A 24,186-nucleotide genomic window follows, 5' to 3' on the forward strand; every position below is an offset into this window, starting at 1 on the left:
CTGTTCCCAGATGCGCCGCCAGTTGATTCAAAGAGCCTGTTTCAGGGCCCGGGCCAGTTGGTCGGGACACGAGGTCGCCTTGCGACCACAGCGGATGCCCTCCAGCCGCTCAATCACATCCTCCACCTGCATTCCGACCACCAGCTTGGAGATGCCCTGGAGATTGCCGTCACAGCCTCCCTCCACCTTGAGAGAGCGGATCACACCGTCCTCCACCTCGGCGGTCATTTTGGAGGAACAGGTCCCCTTCGTCTTATAGGTAATCGTCATTGCGGCGTACTCCCGTCTCCTTAGATTTTGGCGGTATTATTATACCTCCGCCGGGACCCGCTGTCAAATCCCTTCGGTGGCCCAGCGCTCCACATGGTCCAGGAACCGGGCCGTGGCCGGCGAGGCGGACCGGCGGCTGCGCACTGCCAGGCCGATATCCCGAAATTGCGGCGGGTCCAACGGCTTTACCGCCACGCCGTACGGAGTGCGCTGCAACACCAGCTCCGTGAGTACGCTCACCCCCAGCCCGTTCTCCACCATAGCAATGGCCGCATAGTCGTCGTTTACCCGATACTGGAGGTTGGGCTTTACCTGATATCGCTCAAAAATCTGCACGATCTCGCGGTCCCGGTCATCCTCCAATTTAATGAAAGAGTCCTCAGCAAAGCGGCTGATGGGATAGCTCTCCTCTCCAGCCAATGGGTGATCCAGCGGCAGCACCGCCATATGCCGGTCTCGGCGGAGAAACACCGTATCCAGCGTGAGGGCGCTGGGCAGAGCGATAAAGCCACAGTCCACATGGCCTCCCGCCACCCACTCCTCAATCTCCCGATACTCAATATGGGTCATGACCTCGAATCGGATCCCCGGATATCGCTCCAGAAAGGTTTTCATGAGCCGGGGCAGCCAGTGGACCGAAATACTGTTGAATGTCCCCACCCGAATGGTGCCCCGGGTGAGTCCGTGGAGTTGGTCCACCTCCTCCAGGAGCTCCCGGTCCGCATTGCACACTGCCCTTAGATGGGGCAGCAGCGCCTCCCCGGCAGAGCTGAGGACCACGCCCATCCTGCCTCTGGTCAGCAGCGTCACTCCCCACTCCTGCTCCAGATCGGCGATGATCCGGCTTACTGCGCTCTGGGTGTAGCCCAGCTCCTCCGCCGCCCGGGTGATATTTCCCATCTCCACAGTCCGCAGCAGTGCCCGATATTTTCCGATGTCCATGCCCCGCCTCCTATCATTCTATTTCAGAATGCAATCAATGAGAAAGAGTCGTTTGTGTAATGCTTAATGCCATTGTATAATAATCACAAGAGGAAGACAAGAGGCAAATGCCGTACAGACCGGAAAGGAGCGTCAAGTCATGAAATGGAACAAAAGCGCGATGAACCGTGTACAGCCCCAGGTCCAGGTGGGCCATGAGCGGCTTTGGAAGAAGGACTGGTGCTCCCTGGGCGCCAGGTCCGCTTACTGGTCCGGAAGCCCCTGGCGGGCCGTGGGCATGATGTTCCGTCCTTGATCACACTTCAGCAAACCAAATCCCACCCTCTTTTTCAAAGGGAAGGGGCCGCGGCAGTCGCCGCGGCCCCTTCCCTTTTTACTTGTTTTCAGCGGCTGCCTTGAACTGCGCCCGAATCTCCTCCATAGTCGCATCCTCCGCCGCGCTCTCCAACAGATACCGGGCCGCCTCTCTCCACTGCGAAATCGGAAAACGTTCTTTTTTCAGCAACAGCGCCTCGGCAAGCGCCCGTTCTCTGACTTCCGGTGTATGCAAATCCGACAGATAAAGGCACCCCGTCTTTTTCTGCAGGTATTCTAGCAGGTCCGTTGCGGTCTCCCCCTCTCAAAACCCTATTCTCTCACTAATAATAACATATTACTCGCTAAAAGTAAATAATAAAACACTGATGGGCGGTAATAATCCTCTCGGAATTAAGTTAGGATTATATGGGGTGGAAATCGTGCATGAAAAATACCGGGAGCGCTACCGTCTGCTTGGTTTGCGCATTGCCTATTACCGCAAGAGAAAAGGGTATACGCAGGAGCAGTTTGCCGAACTGATCGGGAAAAGCTGGTCCTTTATCAGTCAGGTGGAGGCCAACAACGGGGCCACACTGAAGGGCATCTCGTTGGATACCCTTTTTTCTATGTCGGATGCGCTGGGGGTTCCCCCCAGTAAGTTTCTGGAAGAAGACTGAATCCACATAAAATTTCCGGCAGGAAATTCAGACCGTCTCTTGACTTTAGCAGCAAACAGTGTTAAAGTTTATGGATAGAAGGAAGTGTGTCCTCCATGAAGTCTTTGAGCCGTCATGCTTATGGGTATTGCTACCGTTACTATTATTATGGTAACGGCGGTTTTGCATGCCCATAGTCGGCGCTTCACGGACGGATTGCTTTTGGACCCGGACCGCGGCGAGCCATTTGGGCTTGCCGCGGTTTTATTTTATGCATCAGAAAGGATTTGAGTGTATGGTCGTCATTATGAAGGCCGGTTTTACCACCGATCAGTTGGAGAGTGCTGTCAAGGCCATGGAGGCTGGCGGCGTCAAGGTCATGGTATCCAAGGGCTCCGAAACCACCATTCTGGGTGCGGAGGGAGATGCCTCCCGTATTGACCAGGAAAAGGTATCCATGCTCCCCGGCGTGGATCGTGTCATGCGGGTCAGCGAGCCCTACAAGAAGGCAAATCGGAAATACCACCCGGACAACACAGTGATCGATCTGGGCAACAGCGCCACAGTGGGCGGGGATCGTCTTGCGGTCATCGCCGGGCCCTGCTCCGTGGAGAGCGAAGAGCAGATCGTAGGGGTGGCCGAGTCCGTGAAACGGAGCGGGGCGGCCGCGCTGCGAGGCGGTGCCTTCAAACCCCGCACCTCACCTTACGCCTTCCAGGGCATGGGCAACGAGGGGATCCGTCTCCTCCAGGAGGCCAAGGCGGCCACCGGACTGCCCATTGTGACGGAGATCATGTCCACCGACAACATCGAGATGTTCGAGATGTGCGTGGACGTTATCCAGGTGGGCGCCCGGAACATGCAGAATTTTGATCTGCTCAAGCAGCTCGGCCATACCACCAAGCCCATCCTGCTCAAGCGGGGCCTCTCCTCCACCATCGAGGAGTGGCTCATGTCGGCGGAGTACATCATGGCCGGCGGCAACGACCGCGTGATTCTCTGCGAACGCGGCATCCGCACCTTCGAGACTTTTACCCGCAACACGCTGGACCTCTCTGCCGTGCTGGCGGTCAAGAAACTCTCCCATCTCCCCGTGGTGGTGGACCCCTCCCATGCCTGCGGCCAGGCCTGGATGGTAGAACGGATGAGTATGGCGGCCGTGGCCGCTGGGGCGGACGGTCTGATCATTGAGGTCCACAACGATCCTCCTCACGCCAAATGCGACGGTGCGCAGTCCATCACTCCGGACCAGTTCGACGCCCTGATGGGCAGGCTGGGTGCCCTGGCCCAATGCGTGGGCCGCAGCCTGTAAGGCTCCGGTGGCATCCCCTATTTCTATTTTCTGGAGGTCTTTTCCATGTGCAAGCGCATTGCCATCATCGGTCTAGGGCTGATCGGAGGATCCATGGCTATGGCCCTGAAGGGCTTTGAGGACTATGAGATTGTGGGGGTGGACCGGGACCCCGCCACACTGGAATTTGCCCGTACCCATGGCGTGGCCGACTACCTGAGCACCGACGCGGGCCAGGCGGTCAGCACTGCAGATGTGGTCTATCTGTGTCTCCACCCCCGCGGCATCGTGGACTTTCTCTCCACCTACCGGGCGTGCTTCCGGCCCGGCACCCTGGTCACCGACGTATGCGGTATCAAAACCGCCATCGTGGACGCAGCGGCCGTCCTTCCCGATGAGGTGGATTTCATCGGAAGCCATCCCATGGCGGGCAAGGAGACCTCCGGCATCTTTCACGCCGACGGCGCTCTCTTCCGCGGCGCGCACTACATCATCACCCCCCGCCCCCAGAGCCGCCCGGAACACGTGGATCTGCTCCACCGTATCGCCGACCACATCGGCTGCCGCGACGTGGTCAACACCACCACCGCCAAGCACGACGCCATCATCGCCTATACCAGCCAGGTCATGCACATCATGGCCGTGGCGGTGTGTGACGATCCCGACCTCTTCGACTGCAAGGGCTTCGAAGGCGGCTCTTTTCGGGATTGTACCCGGGTGGCCGCCCTGGACGTGCCTCTGTGGACCGAGCTTTTCTCTATGAACGCGCCCGCTCTCTGCAAGGTTATCCGCAATCTGGAGGACAACCTGCGCGCCTACCGCGAGGTCATAGCGTCCGGCGACACCGCCGCACTTGCGGAGAAATTGGCCTGGTCCGCCGACCGGAAGCGTCATATGAACCTGGAGTGAGCCGCCCTGTCCCTTTCGAAAATCTGAAGACAGGACCGCGCCGTCCGGCTCGTATGGATTATGACAGTTTTGCGCCGACCTTCTGGCGGATCGCAGTAAATTTGTGGTTCAAAATTTTGATGTATATCGAGGCCGCAACGGCGCGGCCCTGTCTTCCGCCTCCTTTTCTTGACTTCGACCGCCATGGGATGATATAGTGTTCTTGCGCAATTGCGCGCCTTTTTGGCGCATCCACGCGCCGCGGCATCCATCAAACCATTCGTTGGGTTTTGTCAGATAGGAGTATCCGGATGGACAAAAAACTTTTCCGCAGTCTGCTGCTTCTCATCACTTTTACCGTGGGGCTCATCTTCGTCATCGTCCGTTTTGACGATCTGTGGCGCGTATGCGCCAATATCCTGTCCAACTTCACTCCCCTCTTTCTGGGGTTCGCCATTGCCTTTGTCCTCAGCCGGCCCTGCGCCTTTTTCCACGGGGCCTTTGACCACGCGCTGAAGGGGACCCGTCTTTCCAAGGCCAGTGCCCCGCTGGCCGTAACGCTGTCCTATGTCCTGCTGTTCGGCGTAGTTACCGCTGTGTTCGCCTTCGTCATCCCACAGCTCGTCAGCAGTATGGAGCGTTTCCTCTCCAACCTGAACAGCTATATGGCCCAGGCACAGGAGTGGATCAACACCTTGGTGGCCTATTTTCACCTGGAGGAATTGGACCTGAGCCGCCTCGACCAGATGATCAAGGATCTGCTCAGCACCGTCCTGTCCGCCATCTCCAACGCCGTGCCCCAGCTTCTCAGCCTCACCAGCAATCTGGTCTCCATTGTGGTCACCCTGGTCCTCTCCCTGGTATTTTCCATCTACATGCTCTCGGGGAAGGACCGCCTGCTCGCCCAATGCCGCCGGGTGCTCCGGGCCTATGTGCCGGGCCCGGTGTACGACGCGGTGCTGGACGTGACCGCTCTCACAGCGGGCACCTTCAGCAAATTTGTCACCGGGCAGGTCACGGAGGCCTGCATTCTGGGCGCGCTCACCTTCGCCGGCATGGTGATCCTCCGTTTGGACTACCCCCTTCTCATCGGCGTGCTCATCGGCGTATCCGCATTGGTGCCCATTGTGGGCGCTTACGTGGGCGCCTTTACCTCGGCCCTGTTGCTGGTGATGATCGATCCCATGAAGGCGGTCATCTTCCTCGTCTTCCTGGTCTGTCTCCAGCAGTTTGAAGGGAATGTCATCTACCCCAGAGTGGTGGGCACCTCGTTGGGCCTGCCCGGCATCTGGGTGCTGGCTGCCGTCACGGTAGGAGGCGGACTCTTCGGCTTTTTGGGGATGCTCCTCAGCGTGCCGGTGGCCTCCGTTCTCTACACGCTTTTGCGCAGGGATGTCCGCAAGCGCCTGGATACTGTGTAAACCTGAGATAGAGAAGCGGCCTGCCTTTAAGGCAGGCCGCTTCTCTATCCATAGAACAGGACCCGCACGGCCCAGGACGCGCCTATAAACCCCGCCAAGTCGGCACACAGCGCCGCCGGTACCGCATAGCGGGTCTTTACGATCCCCGCCGCGCCAAAGTAGACGGCGATGGTATAGAAGGTCGTCTCCGTGGACCCCAGCATCACCGCAGCTGTGCGCCCCACCAGCGAGTCCGGGCCGTAGGTCTGGATGAGGTCGGCCCCCACCCCCAGGGCCGCGCTGCCGCTCACCGGCCGTACCAGCAGCAGCGCGACGGTCTCGGCCGGAATCCCCAGTCGCTCCAGGATGGGGCCCAGCAGTCCCGCCGCCAGTTCCAGCGCCCCGGAGGCGCGGAGCATATAGACCGCCGTCAGCAGACCGATGAGAGGCGGCACGATCCGGATCAGCACCCCCAGCCCATCCCCTGCCCCGCAGACCAGCGCGTCATACACATCCACCCTGTGCAGCATCCCGTACAGGGCCACCACTGCAATGATAAAGGGCACCATCATGTTGAGCATCAATTCCACTCCGCTCACCCCCTACCTCCAAACTTTGGAAAATAACTTGGCGGCCAGGATCCCCACCGAGACCGAGATGGCGGAGGCCAGCCAGACGGCGGGCAGAATATCGAAGGGCGCCGCACATCCCGCCACGGCCCGTACCGCCGCCACGGTGGTGGGGATGAGTTGGATGGAGGCCGTGTTGCACACCACCAGCATGCACAGGCCGTCAGAGGCCACACCCGGCGTCTTCCTGCTCATCTTCCGGGCCGCTTCCAGGCCCAGGGGCGTGGCCGCATTGCCCAGTCCCAGCAGGTTCGCCGATACATTGGCGGAGATGGTGTCCATCACCTCTCTGTCCCGGGCAAAGGCCGGATAAAGCCTTCTGAGCACCGGCATCAGGAGCCGTGAGAGCTTATCCGACAATCCGGACCGCTTCATGACCTCCATCACGCCCATCCAAAGACAGAGCACGCCGGCCATGGACAGACACAGCTCCACCCCTGCCGCCGCCCCCTCCATGGCCGCCGCAGCCACTGCGGGCCCCCGCCCCGTCGCCAGCCCACACAGCACGGATAGCACCACCATGCCGGTCCAGATGATTGTCATTGCCATAGCGCCGCCCTCACTTTCAACACTCATCTATACGCATGTCCCACTTCAAAAATACCTCCGGGGAAAACCTTTCACCGTGTTACAAAAATTCTCATGAGTTTCCAGATTTCGATTGACAAATCTATACCCCATGTTATAATACTGTCAGATATTGGTCTATTTGCAAGATTACTGTTTCCAATATCTGGGAAGGAGCATGAATTCATTATGAAATCCACTGGTATTGTACGTAAAGTCGACGAGCTCGGACGGATCGTTCTTCCGATCGAGCTTCGCCGCACATTGGACATCGCGGAAAAGGACTCCCTAGAGATTTATGTGGACGGCGCCTCCATTGTGCTGAAAAAGTACCAGCCCGCCTGCATTTTTTGCGATGATGCAAAAGATGTGATCAACTTCAAGGGCAAAAACGTATGTCCCAACTGCATTCGCGAGCTGATGGAAAAGTAACTCCTCTTTTGAGGCTGCAAAAAACCGGGGCCGTATCAACGGCCCCGGTTTTTGTGGATTTTTACTCTTTTACAGGCGAGTGATTATATAGGCGTGATATTTTTTTATTACTATACTATATGTATAAATAGGTGTAATAAAATAACAAATAAGGGTTCGCTTCGAAAAACTTTTATGACTTTTCCGCCATAGATGCCTCATAAAGAGCATTCCTGGAAAGCGCCAGCTCTTCGGCTGCCTGCCGCACCGCGTCCCGGCGGGTACTCCCCTCATCCATAAGCTGTCTGACACGCGCCAGCCCCTGCTCCAACGTCGGCTTTTCCTCCTGTTCCAGACCGCCGCCCTCCACCACCAGGACGAATTCACCCTTCGGCGGATTTTGCCCATACCAGCTCTCCGCCTCGCCCAGGGTCGTCCTGCGGATCTCTTCATGGAGCTTGCTCAGCTCCCGGCACAGGGAGATCCGCCGTTCCGGCCCAAAGGCCTCCCGCAGGTCCCTGAGCGTGGCCGTGAGTTTGTGAGGCGCCTCATAAAAGATCATCGTCCGCTGCTCACTCTTGAGCGCTTCCAGGTGGGCCCGCCGGTTCTTTTTGTTCATGGCCAGAAATCCCTCAAAGGTAAAGCGTCCGGTAGGAAGTCCCGAGACGGCCAGAGCCGTGACCAGGGCGCACGGCCCTGGAATAGCCACCACCGGCACCCCTGCGGCGGCGCACCGGACCACCAGATCCTCGCCGGGGTCGCTGACCGCCGGCGTCCCTGCGTCGGTGACCAGAGCGCAGTTCTCTCCAGCCAGGAGCCTCTCCAGCACCGCCGCGCCGCTGGCATCGGTATTGTGCCGGTAATAGCTCACCATAGGCTTTTTGATTCCCAGATGGTTGAGCAGCTTTACCGTGACTCGCGTATCCTCCGCCGCGATAAAGTCCACAGTCTCCAGCGTCTCTGCCATGCGGGCTGAGATATCCCCCAGATTTCCAATGGGGGTGGGGACCAGATAAAGGGTTCCTGGCATGGTGGGACCTCCCTATTCCTTCTTATTTTACGCGCTCCGTGCGCAAGAGCACGGGCAGGACCTCCAGCCCGGGACGCCCCTGGCGGACCGCCTCCACCAAAACGGCGGAAGGCGGCGCATCCGGACTGTGCTGGACCAGGCGCATCCGTTTGGGCTCTAAGGATGCCGCCCGCAGCTGCACAAAAAGCTCGGGCAGCCGTTCGGGCCGGTGGATCAGTGCCGCCCGCCCGCCGTTTTTGACCAGCCGCCCCGCGGCTGCGCAGAGCTGCTCCATCGAACAGCGCTCCTCACACCGCGCCGGGCCGCCGGAATGCCCGCCCCCTTCTCGAAACCAAGGCGGGTTGGAGACCACCAGATCAAAATATCCGGACGGGAGCAGGGCCCTGTCCCGCAGATCGCCAGTGAGCACCTGTCCGCAGAGCCCGTTGAGGGCCAAGTTCCGCCGCGCCAGTTCCGCCGCCGCCGGCTCCACTTCCACCCCCGTGAGTTCCAGCTTCTCCTCCCGCTCCAGCAGGAGGAGTCCCAGCGCCCCGGAGCCGCAGCCCAGATCACAGACCCGAAACCCCCGCCGCACGGTGGCGAACCGGCTCAGATCCAAGGTGTCCGCTCCCAGAGGGAACACCCCCTCCGCCTGAAGCAGCACATAGCGCCCCAGTCGTTCCATCCGTTCCATCGTCCACAGCCCCTTTGCGGTATTCCCCATCCCCATGTCGTGTACCGAAGGCGGACAGGCGCCAGCCGGAACGCCGCGGCGATCTGCCTCGCCCGCAGCTTCACCGAGCGCCATAGGGCCGATGAGCTTCTCCGCGGTCTTTGAAATTCCATCGCAGGATGCGGGCGGTGAGTCCCCAGATCACATGTCCCTTATAGGTCCAAATGGGGACCTCCACCTTGCCTCCCCGCCAGCGGTAGCCCTGCGGAAAGCCGATAAGGGCATAGGGAAAGTCCTCCCCCACCTTGGGCTCCAGGGGATATGTGTACACCAGCGGTTCCTCCCGCCGAAAGAAGTCTGCCGGTACCAGAAAGGTCTCCTTTACCTCGTCCGCGCTGGCGGTCATATGGACCACCGCCCCCGTCTCTACCTGCGCCATTACGGGATGCATCAGGTCCCCCCTGGGCATATACACATCGTCCAACCGTGCAATGGGGCGAATGGCCGACGCCGGTATCCCCAGTTCTTCCCAGGTCTCACGAAAGGCACATTCCGTAGGGCTCTCGCCGGGCTCCATGTGTCCGCCCGGGAAGCAGACCTCCCCGGGCTGCCGCTCCAGGGTGTCGGCCCGGACCTCAAAGAGGACATGGACCTCTCCCCGCCACTCCACCAGGGGGACCAGCACGGCATAGTGGGCCTTGGCCCCCATGATCTCAGGGACATGCCCCATGAATTCCTGTTCAAACTCTGAAATCGTCACAGCGCTGCCCTCCTCAGGATTCCGGAATCACAAAGTGCCCCAGAGCATCCGGCCGGGTCCAGAGCGTCATCCGGCCGGACGCCCGGGTGCGGCCCAGGTCGATGAGGCGCTGGTTGTCACTGCCCCGGAAGAGAGCCGCGTAGGACTTTCTCGCCACGAGGAACGGCCCGTCCACCAGCACATCGGTAGCGGAGAGCAGCGCGCGAAAGTCCGGCCGGTCCTCTGCCCGCAGCGCCTCATAGGTATACCCCGTATAGGTCCAGACATCCAGCCCACGGGCCTTGGCCTCCCGAGCCAGCGCCGCGCATTCCTCCGCCTGGAAAAACGGATCGCCGCCGGAGAGGGTCAGCCCCTGGAGCAGCGGATTTTTATCCAGCTCCGCCGCCAGCTCCGCCACACTCACCTCCCGTCCGCCGGAGGGATCATGGGTCTCGGGATTCTGGCAGCCGGGACAGCGGTGGGGACAGCCCTGGGTAAATACCGTCAGGCGCAGACCGGGGCCATCCACAATGGAGTCTGAAATCAGATTGGCAATGCGCACAGGGCTCCCCTCCCATCAGCCGATTGGCCGTTTAAAGCTATTATACCCATCTGCAGCGGCAAACACAAGCGCGCAGGGCGCGCCGCGGAACCTTCTCTTCCGCGGCGCGCCCTTTTCCACTCCATTCAGACGCCGTGCTTCACACGGTCATGCTCCTCGGCCCGCTTGGCGTTATTGAAGCGGTCCAGCGTTCCCACCAGATAACCGGTGATCCGCCGGATGCGCTCGAAGGGAACGCCGTCCTCCTCCGTGCGGCCGCAGCCCGGACACTGATCGCCGATGATCCCTGAGAAACCGCACACCGGGTCCCGGTCCACCGGGTGGTTGACGGAGCCGTATCCGATCCCCGCCTCCTTCATATCCCGAATCACCCGCTCGAACGCCTCCAGGTTCTCGGTGGGGTCCCCGTCCATCTCAATGTAGCTGATGTGGCCCGCGTTGGTGAGGGCGTGATAGGGGGCCTCGATCCGAATCTTGTCATGGGCCGTGATGGGATAATACACCGGCACATGGAAGGAGTTTGTATAGTAGTCCCGGTCGGTCACGCCGGGGATCTCGCCGTATTTCTCCTTGTCTATGCGCACAAAGCGCCCGGACAGTCCCTCCGCCGGCGTGGCCAGCAGGGAGAAGTTGAGCCCGCGCCTGGCGCTTTCGGCGTCCATTCTGGCACGCATGTGAGAGACGATCTCCAGGCCCAGCACCCGGGCCTTCTCGCTCTCCCCGTGATGCTCGCCTACAAGGCACTTGAGCGTCTCCGCCAGGCCGATAAAGCCCACGGACAGCGTGCCGTGCTTCAGCACTTCCCGCACCTCGTCGTTCCAGTCCAGACGGTCTGAATCCAGCCACACGCCCTGCCCCATGAGGAAGGGGAAATTGTAGACATGCTTGCGGCACTGGATCTCAAACCGCTCCAGAAGCTGGTCCACACACAGATCCAGCATCCGGTCCAATCCCTCAAAAAAGGTGTCCACGTCCCCTTTGGCCTTGATCGCCAGCCGGGGCAGGTTGATGGTGGTGAAGCTCAGGTTGCCCCGCCCGTTACAGATCTCCCGTTCGGGGTCATAGACGTTCCCGATGACCCGGGTCCGGCACCCCATGTAGGCGATCTCCGTCTCCGGATGTCCGGGCTTGTAATATTGCAGGTTGAAGGGGGCATCGATAAAGGAGAAATTGGGGAAGAGCCGTTTGGCCGAGCAACGGATCGCCAGTTGGAAGAGGTCATAGTTCGGCTCGCCCGGATTATAGTTGATCCCCTCCTTCACGCGGAAGATCTGGATGGGAAAGATGGGGGTCTCCCCCCCGCCCAGGCCGGCCTCGGTGGAGAGGAGAATATTCTTCATGACCATGCGCCCTTCCGGCGAGGTATCCGTACCGTAGTTGATGGAGGAGAAAGGCGTCTGGGCGCCCGCCCGGGAGTGCATGGTGTTGAGATTGTGGATGAGCGCCTCCATGGCCTGATAAGTGGCCCGATCCGTCTCCTTCACGGCGCGGTAGTGGGCAAATCGCTGGGCCTTCCGGAGCTCCTCCTCATTCCCGAATCTGGGCGTAAGCTTGGGGAGCTCCGCTGCGGCATAGGCCTCGTTGTCTTCCAGTGTGGGGCGCAGGCCCGTCTCAGCCTCCACCTCGGCGATGATGTCTTTGAGCGCGCCCTCCGGGTCCTCACCGCCCTCCAGCAGCAGCACCGCCCGGGCCAGATTTTGCCGGTACATGCGCACAAAGGTCTTGCGCACACCATCGGCCATCCCGTAGTCAAAGTCGGCAATCGCCTGTCCGCCGTGCTGGTCGTTCTGATTGGACTGGATGGCAATGCACGCAAGGGCGGCGTAAGAGGAGATGTCGTTGGGCTCCCGCAGGGTACCGTGCCCTGTGGAAAAACCGCCCTTGAAGAGCTTGCGGATGTCGATCTGGCAGCAGGTGGTGGTCAGCGTGAGGAAGTCCAGATCATGGATGTGGATGTCGCCCTCTCGATGGGCCCGGGCGTGCTCAGGCTTGAGCACAAACATATCGTAGAACTGTTTGGCCCCCTCGGACCCAAATTTGAGCATGGAGCCCATGGCGGTATCGCCGTCGATGTTGGCGTTTTCCCGCTTCAGATCAGACTCCCTAGCGGCGGTAAAGGTGATGTCCTCGTAAATCTTCATCAGCCTCGTGTTCATCTCCCGGGCCTTGCTACGCTGGTCCCGGTACAGGATGTAGGCCTTGGCGGTCTGGACATATCCGTTATCCATCAGCACCCGCTCCACCAGGTCCTGGATGTGCTCCACATCCGGCTGCCGGTCTCCCTCCAGCTCCAGGATAGAGACCACCTCGTCGGCCAGCTTGTGAGCGGTCTCTCCATAGCCCGGCTTGTAGGTGGCGTCAAAGGCCTTGCCGATCGCGCCTGCAATCTTCTCCTCGTCAAAGGGCGCCACCCTTCCGTCCCGCTTGCGGATGCTGGTCATGGTCATAGGGAACATCCTCCTCTGTGTCACAGGAAAAACGCCCTCTGCAAGGGCGTCATCGTTGTGCTCAAATAAATATGTAACACAATATCTTGTATTTGCTACTAAAAACGCATCTACATGATACCGTATCTGGGACAAGCCGTCAAGGAGAACCCGTGCCGAATTTTACCCTTCATTTTTAGATAACTTGCCAGTAGACAAAAACGGCATCCCCCCGATTCCGTGCCCGTACATGCCTTGCCCTCCCTCCGGATCCAATAAATCTGTTCTGAAAGAAGATGGGAAGCGGCACAGCCGCTTCCCATCTTCTTTCAGAACTTTATTCCTTTTCGAAGGCGTCCTTGCCCAGCCCGCAGACGGGGCACACCCAGTCTTCAGGGAGATCCTCCCAAGCTGTGCCGGGCGCGATTCCATTGTCTGGGTCGCCTACCGCAGGGTCATATTCATAGCCGCAGGGGCAGAGGTATTTCATCGTATATATCTTCCTTTCTCTTAGCCGAAGTAACGCTTCAGCAGGCCCTCGAAGGCCTTTCCATGCCGGGCCTCATCCCTTGCCATTTCATGTACGGTATCGTGAATGGCATCGAGGCCCAGCTCCTTGGCCTTCTTGGCAATCTCCATCTTACCGGCGGTGGCGCCGTTCTCAGCCTCTACACGCATCTCCAGGTTCTTCTTGGTGGAATCCGTGATGACCTCGCCCAGCAGCTCGGCAAACTTGGCGGCGTGCTCAGCCTCCTCGTAGGCGGCCTTCTCCCAGTAGAGACCGATCTCAGGATAGCCCTCCCGATGGGCCACACGGGCCATGGCCAGATACATGCCGACCTCGGAGCACTCGCCGTTGAAGTTCATGCGCAGGCCCTCGATGATCTCCTCAGGCGCGCCCTTGGCCACGCCGACCACATGCTCAGCCGCCCAGGTCTTCTCACCAGTCTGCTCCTGGAACTTCTCCCGGGGCGCCTTGCACTGCGGGCAGAACTCCGGAGCGGTCTCCCCCTCGTAAACATAGCCGCAAATGGTGCAGATAAACTTTTTCATAATCGCTACCTCCAAAAACATTTTATATTTGCTAACGATAATTGTTATTGATTAACTGTCTATACTATACCACAGCTATCCACTTTTGTAAAGAGGTTTGAAGAAATTTTTAGAAGAATTTTATTTTCCCCGTTCAGCCTACGGGTCTAAAGGGGAGCTTCCCCCGGAAAAAGGTTGGGCCCGCCGATGTTTTCGGCGGGCCCAACCTCATGCTTCCGCTCCGTTCCGCTCTTCTCCCGGCGACTCTTCTTCTCTCAGGTCCCCTGCGGCAAGCTCCATAAGCTGTTCCTTGGTGGGTGCTTCCAATGCAGCCACCCGATCCGACTGACGGGAGACCGCCCGCTCGAAGAGATTCCGCACATCTCTGGCATTTCCGAAATTTTCGTCCCGCTGTTCATAAAGCGTCTGAAACAGCGTTTCGGCGTATCGCTCCGCCTCGTCGTCCAAAGTGTAGCCGTTCTTTTTGCACATGGACTGAAAAATCTCCAGAAGCTGGCCGCCATTGTAATCCTCAAAATAGAAATACTTATTGAACCGGCTCTCCAGACCGGGGTTGGCGTGGATGAAATCCCCCATCAGCTCGGTATATCCCGCCACGATCACAATGAGGTCGGCCCTGTGATCCTCCATCCCCTTCAGCAGCGTCTCGATGGCCTCCCGCCCAAAGTCGTTGGCATTGTCGTGGCTGGCCAGCGCGTATGCCTCATCGATAAAGAGGACCCCGCCCAAGGCTTTTTGAATGACCTCGTTGGTCTTGATGGCGGTCTGTCCCACAAAGCCGGCCACCAGCCCGGAGCGGTCCACCTCCACCAACTGTCCCTTGGAAAGGACGCCTATCGCGTGGTAGATCCTGGCCAGCAATCGGGCCACCGTGGTCTTTCCTGTGCCGGGATTCCCCATAAACACCAGATGAAGAGACATAGGAGGCACGGGAAGTCCCTCTTTTTCCCGGAGCCGGCGCACCTTGACCAGGTTGATGAGGCTTTTTACGTCCTTCTTGACCTGTTCCAAGCCGCAGAGTTCATCTAACTGGGCCAGCAGCTCCTCCAGGCTCACCTCCGGCTCGGCCTGGTCCCCGACCGGGACCGGGTCCTCCTTCGACATCGCTGGAGCATCCCCCTCTGGCTGTGAACTTTGCCCTCCCCTGCGGGTGACGAAAACGTCCGCATCCAGCTTCGGCTTATCATCCGGCAGTCCGTCCCGGTCGCACAGAGCGGAGAGCTTGTCTGCACAGGCGTTCACAAACCCGGCCTCCCTGTCGCTCACCGCGCCGTCCACTGCCGCGAACAGGAGCAGCATCAAGGTCAGCAGATCCACGAACCTGCGGGAGGTCTTTTGCCCATATGCTTTGTCATACTCCCGCATTTTTTGGAAGAAACCGGGGGCTTCAAATCCGGAGTAGTCGGCCACCGCTGTGGAGAGCTCCCAGAAGAGGGCCGCCGGCGCCGGGTTTCCCTTGCAGTAAATGGCGTTGTAGTATTCCACATGCTGCGGCGTCACGTTGCCTCCATCCGCCTGCCACACTCCCAGTGCGCACAAGCGCATGAACTCGTCCGCATCGGCGTTGAATTTCTGCCGCATGGCGGGATTGGCGATGTGCTGCCGGAAGGCGGCCACCCCATCACTGTACTGTTTGTGCATCGCCGCGGCGGTCATTGCCCCCTTCATCGGCCCCACTCCTTTTCCTATTTTTACCTTGCCCGAAACGTCTTTCATTATATTGCAATGGCCCTTCCAGGTCAAGTCTCGCACCAGTAGACATAAAATTGTAAACAATTCATTATTTATTTCACTGCCCGGTTGACGATTTCCATCGAACCATGTACTATATACATAATTGAAGTAAAATCGAGCAGAGGGGGATTATCCATGCCCAACAAGCGCGCCACCGGCAGCCGCTCCACCGTGATCCGCTGCCCCAACTGCGGGGAAGATTACTCTGTCACCTATAAGCGCTGTCCGTTTTGCGAGGAGAAGGCATCCGCCAAAAAGCGGGAGCGCTATGAGGACGACGGCGGGGACTTCGAGATCGAATATGAGGGCGACGAGGAATCCACCTCCCGCCGGAGCGGCGGCAAGCGTCTGGCGGGCGGTTCCCCGCGGCGCGGGCAGGGCGGCGGAAGCTGGACGCCCCTGCGTCTCGCCGGCACTGTGATCTCACTGGTCATCATCGCCGCCGCGATCTGGATCGTGGCCACTCAGATTGTCCCGCTGGTAAAGCGCAGCGAGATCGACCCCGACGCCACGCCGACGCCCCCGGTCACGCAGAGCGCAGGCCCCTCTCAGGACCCCGACGCCACCGATGCGCCGGACGACACCACGCCTCCCAGTCTCACGCCGGAGCCGGAGGCCCCTCTCACCGTACCGGTGGGGCAGACCGCCACCGGCTTCACGCTGAATAAGAGCGACTTCACCATGAACGATCAGTACCCGGACCCGGTCCAACTGACGGTCACCTTCACTCCGGCCGGGACCACGGGCGAGATCACCTGGACCAGCAGCAATCCCGATGTGGCCACGGTGGACGCCACCGGTCTGGTGCGCCCGGGCTCCAAGACCGGCTCTGCCACCATCACCGCAGCCATGGCGGGCGACTACCAGCAGGAGTGCACCGTGCGCAACAGTGTCACCAGCGCCTCCTCGTCCGGCTCGGCCTCCTCCGCCTCCCTCAGCCTGAACAAGACGGACTTCACCTTCGGTTCTCTCTCCGAGCCGGCGGTGCAGATGAAGGTGTCCGGCACCTCCTCCACCCCCGTGTGGTCCATCGGCAACACCTCGGTGGCCACCATCACGGAGGGCGGCCTTGTCAAGCCTGTGGGCCGCGGCACCACCACCATCACCTGCAAGGTGGACGGCCAGACGCTGGAGTGTATCGTGCGCTGTACGTTCTGACATCCGCAATGGCGGGCCCGAATAAGGGTCCGCCATTGTATTTTTCCTCTAAATCGGATATAATGAACCGTCACGACCACTTTGGAAAGGAGCGTGCCCTTATGTCCAACATCTGGCACGACATCAACCCTGCCCGCATCCAGCCGGAGGACTTCATCGCAGTCATCGAGATCCCCCAAGGCAGTAAGAAAAAATATGAGCTGGATAAAGAGACCGGCCTCATCATCCTCGACCGGGTCCTTCATACCTCCACCCATTATCCCGCCAACTACGGCTTCATCCCCCGGACCTATGGCGACGACGGCGACCCGCTGGATGTGCTGGTACTCTGTTCCGAGGCCATGGACCCCTTGACCCTGGTGCGGGTCTATCCCATCGGCTACATCAGCATGCTGGACGGCGGCAAAAATGATGAGAAGATCATCGCCATCCCCTTCTCCGACCCCACCTACAACACCTATCAGGATATCTGGGAGCTGCCTGGCCATATCTTTGACGAGATGGCGCACTTTTTCTCCGTGTATAAGGCGCTGGAGGGAAAAGAGGCCGTCGCGGGCGACGTGAACGACCGCAAGGCCGCCATTCAGGTCATCTGCAAGGCGATGGATCACTACAATGAGACCTTCCTGGGCTCCTCCGACCACACTCCGGAGCGGCACTCCTCCCGTTGACCATACGGGCGCTCCCCTCCCTTTGATCTACAAGGGCGTTTTCTTTAAGCAAACTTTAATACTTTTTTCGTTTTCTTCCCTCTCACGGTATGATAGAATAAGCACATATCGATGGAAAAATTCAGAAAAGGCGGGAACCTGATGGACACACATTTTGACTGCCTGGTCATCGGCGCGGGCTACGCCGGTTCGGTGGCCGCCCGGGAGATGGCAGAGCGGGGCGGCCGGCGGGTCCTGGTGCTGGAGCGCCGCGGCCATGTGGGCGGCAACGCCTATGACTGCCTTGACGAGCATGGGATTCTCATTCATAAATACGGCCCGCATATCTTCCACACCTCTGAGCGGAGAGTCTTTGATTACCTCTCCCGCTTCACCGGCTGGCGGGATTACCAGCACCGGGTGGTGGCCAACGTCCACGGCCGTTTTCTGCCGGTCCCCTTCAATCTCGCCTCCCTCCATATGGCCTTTCCCAAAGAGAAGGCCGCCCGGCTGGAGGACAAGCTTCTCTCCGCCTATAGCGCCAACGCCAGAGTCACCATCCTGTCGCTGCGGGAAAATACCGATCCCGAGCTGCGGGAGGTGGCGGATTATGTCTACGAAAATGTATTCGTTCACTACACCATGAAGCAGTGGGGGCAGACCCCTGAGGAGATCGACCCGGCCACCACGGCCCGGGTCCCCGTCCTTCTCAGCCGGGACGACCGGTATTTCCAGGACCCCTATCAGGGAATGCCCCTGGAGGGCTATACCCCGCTGTTCCAGCGTATGCTGGATCATCTCCGCATCACCGTGGAGCTGGGGGTGGACGCCCGTGAACGGATGGCGCTGGAGGACGGCGTCATCCGCCTGGACGGCGAGCCCTTTGCCGGCCCGGTCATCTACACCGGCGAGGTGGACGAGCTCTTTTCCTTCCGTTTCGGCCATCTGCCCTACCGCACACTGGACTTTGATTTTGAGACGCTGGAGGTGGACCGGTTCCAGCCCACGGCCACGGTGAACTATACGGTGAGTGAGGACTATACCCGCATCACCGAGTATAAGCAGCTCACCGGGCAGGTGGTGCCCGGGAGGACCACCATCATGAAGGAGTACTCCCGGGCCTATACCGGTTCTCCCGGCGAGATCCCTTACTACGCCGTCATCAGCCCGGAAAACAACGCCCTCTACGGTCGGTACCGGGACCTGGCCGGCGGCTTTTCCAACCTTCACCTACTGGGCCGGCTGGCCGAGTATAAATATTATAATATGGATGCCATCGCGCTGCGAGCCCTGACCCTGTGCGACGGTATCCTGGAGCAATAGGAGCGGATTTTGTGAAATTGCTGACATTCGCGGTCCCCTGCTATAATTCTCAGGCTTACATGGAGCACTGCGTCGAGACGCTTCTGGAAGGCGGCGACGACGTGGAGATCATCCTTGTGGATGACGGCTCCAAGGACGATACCGGTGCCATCGCCGACCGATATGCCGCCCAATACCCCGATATCGTCCGGGTGGTGCACCAGGAAAACGGGGGTCACGGCGAGGGGGTCAATCAGGGGCTCCGCCGGGCCCAGGGGCTCTACTACAAAGTGGTGGACTCCGACGACTGGGCCGACGTGGACGCCCTCCGCAAGGTCATTGCCAAGCTGCGGGAGTTCTCCCAGATGGAGCAGCCCGTGGACATGCTGGTGTGCAACTACGTCTACGAGCATGTGGAAGACCAGACGCAGAAGGTCATGCGGTACACCAACGTCTTCCCACAGAATCGGGTCTTCACCTGGGATGAGATCGGACGGTTCCGCCCCTCCCAGTATCTGCTGATGCACTCGGTTTTCTACCGTACCCAACTGCTCCGAGGCTGCGGCCTAGAGCTTCCCAAGCACACCTTCTATGTGGACAACATCTTTGTCTACCAACCCCTTCCCTTTGTCAAGACTCTCTACTATATGGATCTGGACTTTTACCGCTACTTCATCGGCCGGGCCGATCAAAGCGTGAACGAGCAGGTGATGGTGAAGCGGGTGGACCAGCAGCTCCGGGTGACCCGGATCATGATCGACTCCCACAACCTGAGGAGCGTCGCCGCGCAGCACCGCCGGCTGAGCCGGTATATGTTCAACTACCTCTCCATGATGATGACCATCTCCTCCGTTTTCCTCATCATTGACGGCTCTCCCGAGGCGCTGGGCAAAAAGACGGAGCTGTGGGAATATCTGCGGACGGTGGATAGCGGCATCTACCACAAGATGAAATACCGCTCCATCAGCGCCGTGGGCAACTTTCCCGGTTACCAGGGCCGGAAGCTCTCCGTGCGTCTCTACCGCCTAGCCCGGCGCATCTATAAGTTCAATTAGGACTTGCCTGCAGATTGGACATGGGCCGAAGGCCTGCGGGCCAGCCATTTTCAGCAGGGCCTAACGCAGTCTGTACGCGCGGCCCGCGTCCCCGGTAGAAAGGAGGTCCGCCATGAACCTGTGGCTCATTCCCCCGCTGACCCTGGCCGCCCTGGCGGCGGCCCTGTACCTGATCTTCTACTGGACTGTCCGGCGGCGGGATCTGGTCCGCCGCCCCGTGGAGCGTCAGGTGGGCTACGGCTTCAAGCGGGCCCTGCTCATCTATCAGCCCTCCAACCGGGGGCGGAACAACGCCATCGCCTGGGCGCTGGCCCGGGCCCTGGCCAGGGCGGGCCATACGGTGACGGTGAACTACCCCTCCCCCGTCCTCCAATATGACCCCATGGAATATGACCTTCTGATCTTCGGAGGCAGCGCCTATATGGGCGAGGTGGGACGCCCCCTGAAAAATTACCTCTCCTCGCTCCGCTTCAGGGGCAAGAAGGTCCTGCTCTTTGTGGTGGGAGAGCTGGAGCGCGCGCCCGAAATGGCCGGCCTGCGGCTCTGTGTTCCCGCCGGGAACCAGGTCCGTTCCATCAAGATCCGTCCCGGCCAGGAGAAGCAGATCAGCCAATTCGCGCTGGGGTAGTATGAGGCAAGAGGCGCCGTCCCTCGCCTCCTAATAAGAAAACATAAGAAAGTCAGTAAAATCAATGTTTTCAAAGGCAGGGAACACGGTACGAAGTCAAAAAATCTCATACTGACAGGCAAGAAGGGCGCTGATTTTCACATCAGCGCCCTTTTCCTGTCCCCACGCCATAGGCAGCCGCCCTATGGCGTTTTTTCATATCCGTACCTATACCCACCCGAAAAATGTATCAATTAGGGTGCGAAAACCTCTGTTTTTTCCTCTCAGAGCGCCGCTTGAAAGGCGGCGTGGGTGTTTTCTCATGGGAAGCGTCCGAGAGGCAGGACAGGGGCTTTTTTGCGCCAAAATCAACACTTTTCAAAACCAGAGAAAGGAGGCGCCGGATATGGCAGTTTTCCGCATCGAAAAGACCAGAGATTACACGGTCATGTCCAACTACCACCTGCGGGACAGGTCGCTGTCCCTGAAAGCGAAGGGGCTGCTATCCCTCATGCTGTCGCTGCCGGAGGACTGGGACTATACCATGAAGGGGCTTGCCCGCATCTGCAAGGACGGTATCGACAGCATCAGCGGCGGGATCCGGGAGCTGGAGGCGCACGGCTATCTCGTCCGGGCGCGCGTCCGCAACGAGAACGGGCAGCTTGGCTCCATCGAGTACACCATTTTGGAGCAGCCGAAGGAGCCGGCACAGACGCCCGCGCCTATCCGGGAAAAACCTATACGGGAAAATCCAATACAGGTGAAGCCAATGTTGGATGCCCCAATTCAGGAAAACCCCGCCCAATTAAATACTAAAGAACAAAATAAAGAATTATCAATTACGCAAGGATCAAGTCCTATCCCATCAAGTCCCCCTACCCCCAGAGAAAAAAGCAGGATCGGACAGGACAGGATGCGGGAGCGCGAGAGCTACCGGGAGATCATTTTGGAGAACATCGACTACGATATCCTCACCCAGGATGAAAAGCTGGACAGGGACCGTCTGGATGAGCTGGTGGAGCTCATGGTGGATACCGTCTGCTCCAACCGTAAGATGATCCGTATCGCCGGGGACGACTACCCCGCCGAGGTGGTGAAGTCCCGGTTCTTGAAGATCGGCAGCTCCCACATCGAGTATGTCCTTGACCGGATGCGGGAGAACACCACCTATGTCCGCAATATCAAGAAATATCTGCTGGCGGCGCTGTATAACGCACCGGTCACGATGGACAGCTACTACACATCCCTTGTCAGCCATGACCTGTACGGCAGCGGAGATCGGAGGTGAACGCCTTGCAGGAAGAAATCACGCAGAAAACCCTTGCGCTTTGTGTGGAGACCGGTAAAATGACCGCCCAGCTCTTGCAGCAGGCCATGAAGAAGGTGCTGGCGGATATGGAAAAGCACAAGAAAAACCCGCAACTCCATCACGGCAAGCAGACACTCCGTCAGCTTATGAAGCACAACACCGGCGTTTCCAACATTGAGATCACGGACCAGAATATCAAGGCGTTCTCCGCCACGGCGAAGAAGTACGGCATTGACTTTGCCCTGAAAAAAGATACCACCGGGGAGATTCCCCGGTACCTGGTGTTCTTTAAGGGCAGGGACGCCGACGCGGTGACGGCGGCCTTCCGCGAGTTCTCCGCAAAGAATCTGGCGAAGGAGAAAAAGCCCTCCATCCGCAGGCGGCTGACCAAGGCCAAGGAGCAGGCGAAGCGGCAGGAGCTGGAGCGGGGCGAGAAGGTCAAAAACAGGAATCGGGGGCTGGAACGATGACGGGAAAGCTGAAAAAGGTCCTGCTGCCGAACCTTCCGTATCTGCTGTTCGCCTGGCTTTTTGATAAGCTCTGCCAGGCGGTCCGGCTCTCGCCGGGGGCGGACGCTTCGGAAAAGCTGCTTCGTATCGCCCAGGGCTTCACCGAGGCCTTCGCTTCCCTCTGGCTCAGCCTGCATCCTCTGGATCTGCTGCTGGGCGTTGCCGGGGCGGCGCTTGTTCGGCTGGCGGTGTACCTGAAAGCGAAAAACGCGAAGAAATATCGCCGTGGCGTTGAGTACGGATCGGCCCGCTGGGGCCGGCCGGAGGATATCGCGCCCTACATAGACCCCGTTCCCGATTGGAACATCCCTCTGACCCGGACGGAAAGCCTCACCATGACCAGCCGCCCGAAGGATCCGAAAACGGCGAGAAATAAAAATATCCTGGTCATCGGCGGCTCCGGCAGCGGTAAGACAAGGTTCTTTGTCAAGCCGTCCCTGCTCCAAATGCACAGCTCCTATGTGGTCACCGACCCCAAAGGGCAGCTCCTTCGGGAGACGGGAAAGCTCCTGGCGCACGGCGGGCCGAAGCGGGACGAGAACGGAAAGCCGGTGCGAGACGGCCGCGGCAAGATCGTCTATGAGCCCTACCGCATCAAGGTCCTGAACACCATCAACTTTTCCAAGAGCATGAAATATAACCCGCTGGCCTATGTGCGCTCCGAGAAGGATATCTTGAAGCTGGTCAATGTCATCATTGCCAACACGAAGGGCGACGGTGAAAAGTCCTCCGAAGATTTTTGGGTCAAAGCCGAGCGCCTTTTATACTGCGCTCTGATCGGCTACATCTGGTACGAGGCGGAGCCGGAGGAGAAAAACTTCATCACCCTGCTGGAGCTCATCAACGCCTGCGAGGCCAGAGAGGACGACGAGACCTATAAAAGCCCCGTGGATATCCTCTTTGACGAGCTGGCGCAGGCGCAGCCGGAGCACTTCGCCGTCAAGCAATATGTCAAATTCAAAATGGCGGCCGGCAAGACACTCAAAAGCATTTTGGTGAGCTGCGGCGCCCGCCTGTCCCCCTTCGATATCAAGGAGCTGCGGGACATTATGACGGAGGACGAATTGGAGCTTGACACGATGGGCGACCGGAAAACGGCGCTGTTCCTCATTATGAGTGATACCGATACCACCTTCAATTTCGTCATTGCCATGCTGCAAAGCCAGCTTTTCAACCTGCTCTGCGACAAGGCGGACGATCTCTATAACGGGCGGCTGCCTGTCCATGTGCGATGCCTTCTGGACGAGTTTGCCAATATCGGCCAGATACCAAACTTTGACAAGCTGATCGCCACCATCCGAAGCCGTGAGATATCGGCTTCTATTATTTTGCAGTCGCAAAGCCAGCTAAAGACCATCTACAAGGACGCGGCAGATACCATTGTCGGCAACTGCGACGTCACCTTGTTTTTGGGAGGCAAGGAGAAGTCAACGCTGAAAGAGATCTCGGAGCTGCTGGGCAAGGAGACCATCGACAGCCTGAGCCAGTCCGAAAATCGCGGCGCGCAGACCTCTCACGGCCTCAGTTATCAGAAATTGGGAAAGGAGTTGATGACCCAGGACGAGATCGCGGTCATGGACGGCGGCAAGTGTATCTTGCAGCTTCGGGGCGTGCGCCCGTTTTTCAGCGACAAGTACGACCTGACAAAGCACCCCCGCTACAAATACCTGTCCGACGCCGACAAAAAGAACGTCTTTGACGTAGAACGGTACATGAAGCGCAGACCGGCCATCGTGAAGCCGGACGAGCCTTTCGATATGTACGAATTGAGCGCAAAAGACCTGACAGACGAACCCGACAACAATTCTACAAAACGAAAGGAAACATGATTTATGGAGTTCTTCAACAGTGCCATCGACGTATTGCAGACCCTGGTCATCGCCCTGGGCGGCGGCCTTTGCGTGTGGGGCGGCATCAACCTTCTGGAAGGCTACGGCCAGGATAACCCCGCGGCCAAATCGCAGGGCGTCAAGCAGCTTGTCGCGGGCGGCGGCGTCGCCCTGATCGGCGTGACCCTGATCCCCCTGCTGTCCGGCCTGCTTGGCTGAG

General features: G+C 59.1%; 28 protein-coding genes. 15 read left to right on the forward strand and 13 right to left on the reverse strand.

Features of this window, described 5'->3' with window-relative positions; genetic code table 11:
- Nucleotides 1-27: 27 nt before the first annotated feature.
- Together SRB521_RS12585 and SRB521_RS12590 are read right to left on the reverse strand one after the other, a co-directional pair.
- A complete protein-coding gene (locus SRB521_RS12585) occupies nt 28-270 on the reverse strand; it encodes a TIGR03905 family TSCPD domain-containing protein (RefSeq protein ID WP_075704448.1) in 243 nt (80 codons plus the stop codon).
- Nucleotides 271-333: 63 nt separating this feature from the next.
- Entirely contained in the window at nt 334-1,212 is an 879-nt protein-coding gene (locus tag SRB521_RS12590) for a LysR family transcriptional regulator (protein WP_075704449.1), read from the reverse strand.
- Between the two features lie 139 nt (nt 1,213-1,351).
- On the opposite strand from SRB521_RS12590, the gene SRB521_RS16230 reads away from it, so the two are divergent.
- Entirely contained in the window at nt 1,352-1,507 is a 156-nt protein-coding gene (locus SRB521_RS16230; protein WP_156113741.1) for a hypothetical protein, read from the forward strand.
- 78 nt (nt 1,508-1,585) lie between these two features.
- Here the strand turns inward: SRB521_RS16230 and SRB521_RS16350 are convergent, their stop codons facing one another.
- Nucleotides 1,586-1,762, reverse strand: coding sequence for a hypothetical protein (locus tag SRB521_RS16350; protein ID WP_207215974.1), 177 nt, complete (start codon nt 1,760-1,762; stop codon nt 1,586-1,588).
- A gap of 187 nt (nt 1,763-1,949) precedes the next feature.
- Between SRB521_RS16350 and SRB521_RS12595 the strand changes: the two genes are divergently transcribed.
- The 4 genes from SRB521_RS12595 (at nt 1,950) to SRB521_RS12610 (ending at nt 5,765) form a co-directional block, all read left to right on the forward strand.
- The gene (locus SRB521_RS12595) at nt 1,950-2,186 is read left to right on the forward strand and encodes a helix-turn-helix domain-containing protein (protein WP_052082616.1); all 237 of its coding nucleotides are present in this window, start codon (nt 1,950-1,952) and stop codon (nt 2,184-2,186) included.
- A 274-nt stretch (nt 2,187-2,460) separates the two neighbouring features.
- Entirely contained in the window at nt 2,461-3,477 is a 1,017-nt protein-coding gene (gene aroF / locus SRB521_RS12600; protein WP_033117367.1) for a 3-deoxy-7-phosphoheptulonate synthase, read from the forward strand.
- Nucleotides 3,478-3,522: 45 nt separating this feature from the next.
- Nucleotides 3,523-4,365, forward strand: coding sequence for a prephenate dehydrogenase (locus SRB521_RS12605; RefSeq protein WP_116722129.1), 843 nt, complete (start codon nt 3,523-3,525; stop codon nt 4,363-4,365).
- Nucleotides 4,366-4,655: 290 nt separating this feature from the next.
- Nucleotides 4,656-5,765, forward strand: a complete 1,110-nt coding sequence (locus tag SRB521_RS12610; protein ID WP_058118273.1) for an AI-2E family transporter — start codon at nt 4,656-4,658, stop codon at nt 5,763-5,765.
- A 44-nt stretch (nt 5,766-5,809) separates the two neighbouring features.
- On the opposite strand, the gene SRB521_RS12615 is transcribed toward SRB521_RS12610, so the two are convergent.
- Both SRB521_RS12615 and SRB521_RS12620 read right to left on the reverse strand, forming a co-directional pair.
- Nucleotides 5,810-6,334, reverse strand: a complete 525-nt coding sequence (locus SRB521_RS12615; protein WP_242976567.1) for a spore maturation protein — start codon at nt 6,332-6,334, stop codon at nt 5,810-5,812.
- A gap of 12 nt (nt 6,335-6,346) precedes the next feature.
- Nucleotides 6,347-6,922: a spore maturation protein A gene (locus tag SRB521_RS12620; protein WP_075704453.1), complete on the reverse strand. Its 576-nt coding sequence runs from the start codon at nt 6,920-6,922 to the stop codon at nt 6,347-6,349.
- 207 nt (nt 6,923-7,129) lie between these two features.
- On the opposite strand from SRB521_RS12620, the gene SRB521_RS12625 reads away from it, so the two are divergent.
- Nucleotides 7,130-7,372 (forward strand): AbrB/MazE/SpoVT family DNA-binding domain-containing protein, encoded by a 243-nt coding sequence (locus SRB521_RS12625; protein WP_033117362.1) that lies wholly within the window; start codon nt 7,130-7,132, stop codon nt 7,370-7,372.
- 172 nt (nt 7,373-7,544) lie between these two features.
- Here the strand turns inward: SRB521_RS12625 and rsmI are convergent, their stop codons facing one another.
- The 8 genes from rsmI to SRB521_RS12665 all read right to left on the reverse strand — a co-directional run bounded on the left by rsmI (nt 7,545) and on the right by SRB521_RS12665 (nt 15,481).
- Complete coding sequence (gene rsmI, locus SRB521_RS12630; RefSeq protein ID WP_116722130.1) at nt 7,545-8,381, reverse strand: 16S rRNA (cytidine(1402)-2'-O)-methyltransferase; 837 nt, start codon at nt 8,379-8,381, stop codon at nt 7,545-7,547.
- A gap of 22 nt (nt 8,382-8,403) precedes the next feature.
- Entirely contained in the window at nt 8,404-9,168 is a 765-nt protein-coding gene (locus SRB521_RS12635) for a tRNA1(Val) (adenine(37)-N6)-methyltransferase (protein ID WP_242976563.1), read from the reverse strand.
- On the reverse strand, nt 9,155-9,793 hold the full coding sequence (locus tag SRB521_RS12640) for an NUDIX hydrolase (protein ID WP_033117359.1): 639 nt from the start codon (nt 9,791-9,793) through the stop codon (nt 9,155-9,157). The genes SRB521_RS12635 and SRB521_RS12640 overlap by 14 nt, the downstream gene beginning before the upstream one ends.
- A 13-nt stretch (nt 9,794-9,806) precedes the next feature.
- Complete coding sequence (gene nrdG / locus SRB521_RS12645; RefSeq protein ID WP_075704456.1) at nt 9,807-10,334, reverse strand: anaerobic ribonucleoside-triphosphate reductase activating protein; 528 nt, start codon at nt 10,332-10,334, stop codon at nt 9,807-9,809.
- Between the two features lie 125 nt (nt 10,335-10,459).
- Entirely contained in the window at nt 10,460-12,781 is a 2,322-nt protein-coding gene (locus SRB521_RS12650) for an anaerobic ribonucleoside triphosphate reductase (protein WP_116722132.1), read from the reverse strand.
- A 316-nt stretch (nt 12,782-13,097) separates the two neighbouring features.
- A complete protein-coding gene (locus SRB521_RS12655) occupies nt 13,098-13,250 on the reverse strand; it encodes a rubredoxin (RefSeq protein ID WP_075704457.1) in 153 nt (50 codons plus the stop codon).
- Nucleotides 13,251-13,270: 20 nt separating this feature from the next.
- Nucleotides 13,271-13,813, reverse strand: a complete 543-nt coding sequence (locus SRB521_RS12660) for a ferritin family protein (RefSeq protein ID WP_033117356.1) — start codon at nt 13,811-13,813, stop codon at nt 13,271-13,273.
- A 207-nt stretch (nt 13,814-14,020) separates the two neighbouring features.
- On the reverse strand, nt 14,021-15,481 hold the full coding sequence (locus tag SRB521_RS12665) for an AAA family ATPase (protein ID WP_075704458.1): 1,461 nt from the start codon (nt 15,479-15,481) through the stop codon (nt 14,021-14,023).
- Nucleotides 15,482-15,682: 201 nt separating this feature from the next.
- Here SRB521_RS12665 and SRB521_RS12670 point away from each other — a divergent pair, with 201 nt between their 5' ends.
- The 9 genes from SRB521_RS12670 (at nt 15,683) to SRB521_RS12710 (ending at nt 24,185) form a co-directional block, all read left to right on the forward strand.
- Nucleotides 15,683-16,705, forward strand: a complete 1,023-nt coding sequence (locus tag SRB521_RS12670; protein WP_116722133.1) for an Ig-like domain-containing protein — start codon at nt 15,683-15,685, stop codon at nt 16,703-16,705.
- 101 nt (nt 16,706-16,806) lie between these two features.
- A complete protein-coding gene (locus tag SRB521_RS12675) occupies nt 16,807-17,376 on the forward strand; it encodes an inorganic diphosphatase (protein WP_033117354.1) in 570 nt (189 codons plus the stop codon).
- A 141-nt stretch (nt 17,377-17,517) separates the two neighbouring features.
- Nucleotides 17,518-18,678, forward strand: a complete 1,161-nt coding sequence (glf, locus tag SRB521_RS12680; RefSeq protein ID WP_116722198.1) for a UDP-galactopyranose mutase — start codon at nt 17,518-17,520, stop codon at nt 18,676-18,678.
- An 11-nt stretch (nt 18,679-18,689) separates the two neighbouring features.
- Nucleotides 18,690-19,712 carry a glycosyltransferase family 2 protein gene (locus tag SRB521_RS12685; protein ID WP_058118281.1) on the forward strand — a complete coding sequence of 341 codons (1,023 nt, stop codon included), beginning with the start codon at nt 18,690-18,692 and terminating at the stop codon, nt 19,710-19,712.
- Between the two features lie 112 nt (nt 19,713-19,824).
- A complete protein-coding gene (locus SRB521_RS12690; RefSeq protein ID WP_116722134.1) occupies nt 19,825-20,340 on the forward strand; it encodes a flavodoxin family protein in 516 nt (171 codons plus the stop codon).
- A gap of 385 nt (nt 20,341-20,725) precedes the next feature.
- Nucleotides 20,726-21,607: a DUF6017 domain-containing protein gene (locus SRB521_RS12695; protein ID WP_116722199.1), complete on the forward strand. Its 882-nt coding sequence runs from the start codon at nt 20,726-20,728 to the stop codon at nt 21,605-21,607.
- A gap of 5 nt (nt 21,608-21,612) precedes the next feature.
- On the forward strand, nt 21,613-22,098 hold the full coding sequence (locus SRB521_RS12700; protein WP_116722135.1) for a PcfB family protein: 486 nt from the start codon (nt 21,613-21,615) through the stop codon (nt 22,096-22,098).
- A complete protein-coding gene (locus SRB521_RS12705) occupies nt 22,095-23,966 on the forward strand; it encodes a VirD4-like conjugal transfer protein, CD1115 family (protein ID WP_116722136.1) in 1,872 nt (623 codons plus the stop codon). Before SRB521_RS12700 ends, SRB521_RS12705 begins: the two co-directional genes overlap by 4 nt.
- Nucleotides 23,967-23,969: 3 nt before the next feature.
- Nucleotides 23,970-24,185 carry a Maff2 family mobile element protein gene (locus tag SRB521_RS12710; RefSeq protein ID WP_116722137.1) on the forward strand — a complete coding sequence of 72 codons (216 nt, stop codon included), beginning with the start codon at nt 23,970-23,972 and terminating at the stop codon, nt 24,183-24,185.
- Nucleotide 24,186: the final 1 nt, after the last annotated feature.

Source organism: Intestinimonas butyriciproducens (assembly GCF_004154955.1).
GTDB lineage: Bacteria > Bacillota > Clostridia > Oscillospirales > Oscillospiraceae > Intestinimonas > Intestinimonas butyriciproducens.

Excerpts from the sequence above, each read along its gene's own strand:
- SRB521_RS12610 (WP_058118273.1), top strand. The coding sequence starts at position 4,656 with ATGGACAAAAAACTTTTCCGCAGTCTGCTGCTTCTCATCACTTTTACC.
- SRB521_RS12695 (WP_116722199.1), top strand. The coding sequence starts at position 20,726 with ATGGCAGTTTTCCGCATCGAAAAGACCAGAGATTACACGGTCATGTCC.
- SRB521_RS16230 (WP_156113741.1), top strand. The coding sequence starts at position 1,352 with ATGAAATGGAACAAAAGCGCGATGAACCGTGTACAGCCCCAGGTCCAG.
- SRB521_RS12660 (WP_033117356.1), bottom strand. The coding sequence starts at position 13,813 with ATGAAAAAGTTTATCTGCACCATTTGCGGCTATGTTTACGAGGGGGAG.
- SRB521_RS12710 (WP_116722137.1), top strand. The coding sequence starts at position 23,970 with ATGGAGTTCTTCAACAGTGCCATCGACGTATTGCAGACCCTGGTCATC.
- SRB521_RS12670 (WP_116722133.1), top strand. The coding sequence starts at position 15,683 with ATGCCCAACAAGCGCGCCACCGGCAGCCGCTCCACCGTGATCCGCTGC.
- SRB521_RS12655 (WP_075704457.1), bottom strand. The coding sequence starts at position 13,250 with ATGAAATACCTCTGCCCCTGCGGCTATGAATATGACCCTGCGGTAGGC.
- SRB521_RS12635 (WP_242976563.1), bottom strand. The coding sequence starts at position 9,168 with ATGGCGCTCGGTGAAGCTGCGGGCGAGGCAGATCGCCGCGGCGTTCCG.
- SRB521_RS12675 (WP_033117354.1), top strand. The coding sequence starts at position 16,807 with ATGTCCAACATCTGGCACGACATCAACCCTGCCCGCATCCAGCCGGAG.
- SRB521_RS12590 (WP_075704449.1), bottom strand. The coding sequence starts at position 1,212 with ATGGACATCGGAAAATATCGGGCACTGCTGCGGACTGTGGAGATGGGA.
- SRB521_RS12625 (WP_033117362.1), top strand. The coding sequence starts at position 7,130 with ATGAAATCCACTGGTATTGTACGTAAAGTCGACGAGCTCGGACGGATC.
- aroF (WP_033117367.1), top strand. The coding sequence starts at position 2,461 with ATGGTCGTCATTATGAAGGCCGGTTTTACCACCGATCAGTTGGAGAGT.
- SRB521_RS12690 (WP_116722134.1), top strand. The coding sequence starts at position 19,825 with ATGAACCTGTGGCTCATTCCCCCGCTGACCCTGGCCGCCCTGGCGGCG.
- SRB521_RS12650 (WP_116722132.1), bottom strand. The coding sequence starts at position 12,781 with ATGACCATGACCAGCATCCGCAAGCGGGACGGAAGGGTGGCGCCCTTT.
- SRB521_RS12605 (WP_116722129.1), top strand. The coding sequence starts at position 3,523 with ATGTGCAAGCGCATTGCCATCATCGGTCTAGGGCTGATCGGAGGATCC.
- glf (WP_116722198.1), top strand. The coding sequence starts at position 17,518 with ATGGACACACATTTTGACTGCCTGGTCATCGGCGCGGGCTACGCCGGT.
- SRB521_RS12585 (WP_075704448.1), bottom strand. The coding sequence starts at position 270 with ATGACGATTACCTATAAGACGAAGGGGACCTGTTCCTCCAAAATGACC.
- rsmI (WP_116722130.1), bottom strand. The coding sequence starts at position 8,381 with ATGCCAGGAACCCTTTATCTGGTCCCCACCCCCATTGGAAATCTGGGG.
- SRB521_RS12620 (WP_075704453.1), bottom strand. The coding sequence starts at position 6,922 with ATGGCAATGACAATCATCTGGACCGGCATGGTGGTGCTATCCGTGCTG.
- SRB521_RS12665 (WP_075704458.1), bottom strand. The coding sequence starts at position 15,481 with ATGAAGGGGGCAATGACCGCCGCGGCGATGCACAAACAGTACAGTGAT.
- SRB521_RS12705 (WP_116722136.1), top strand. The coding sequence starts at position 22,095 with ATGACGGGAAAGCTGAAAAAGGTCCTGCTGCCGAACCTTCCGTATCTG.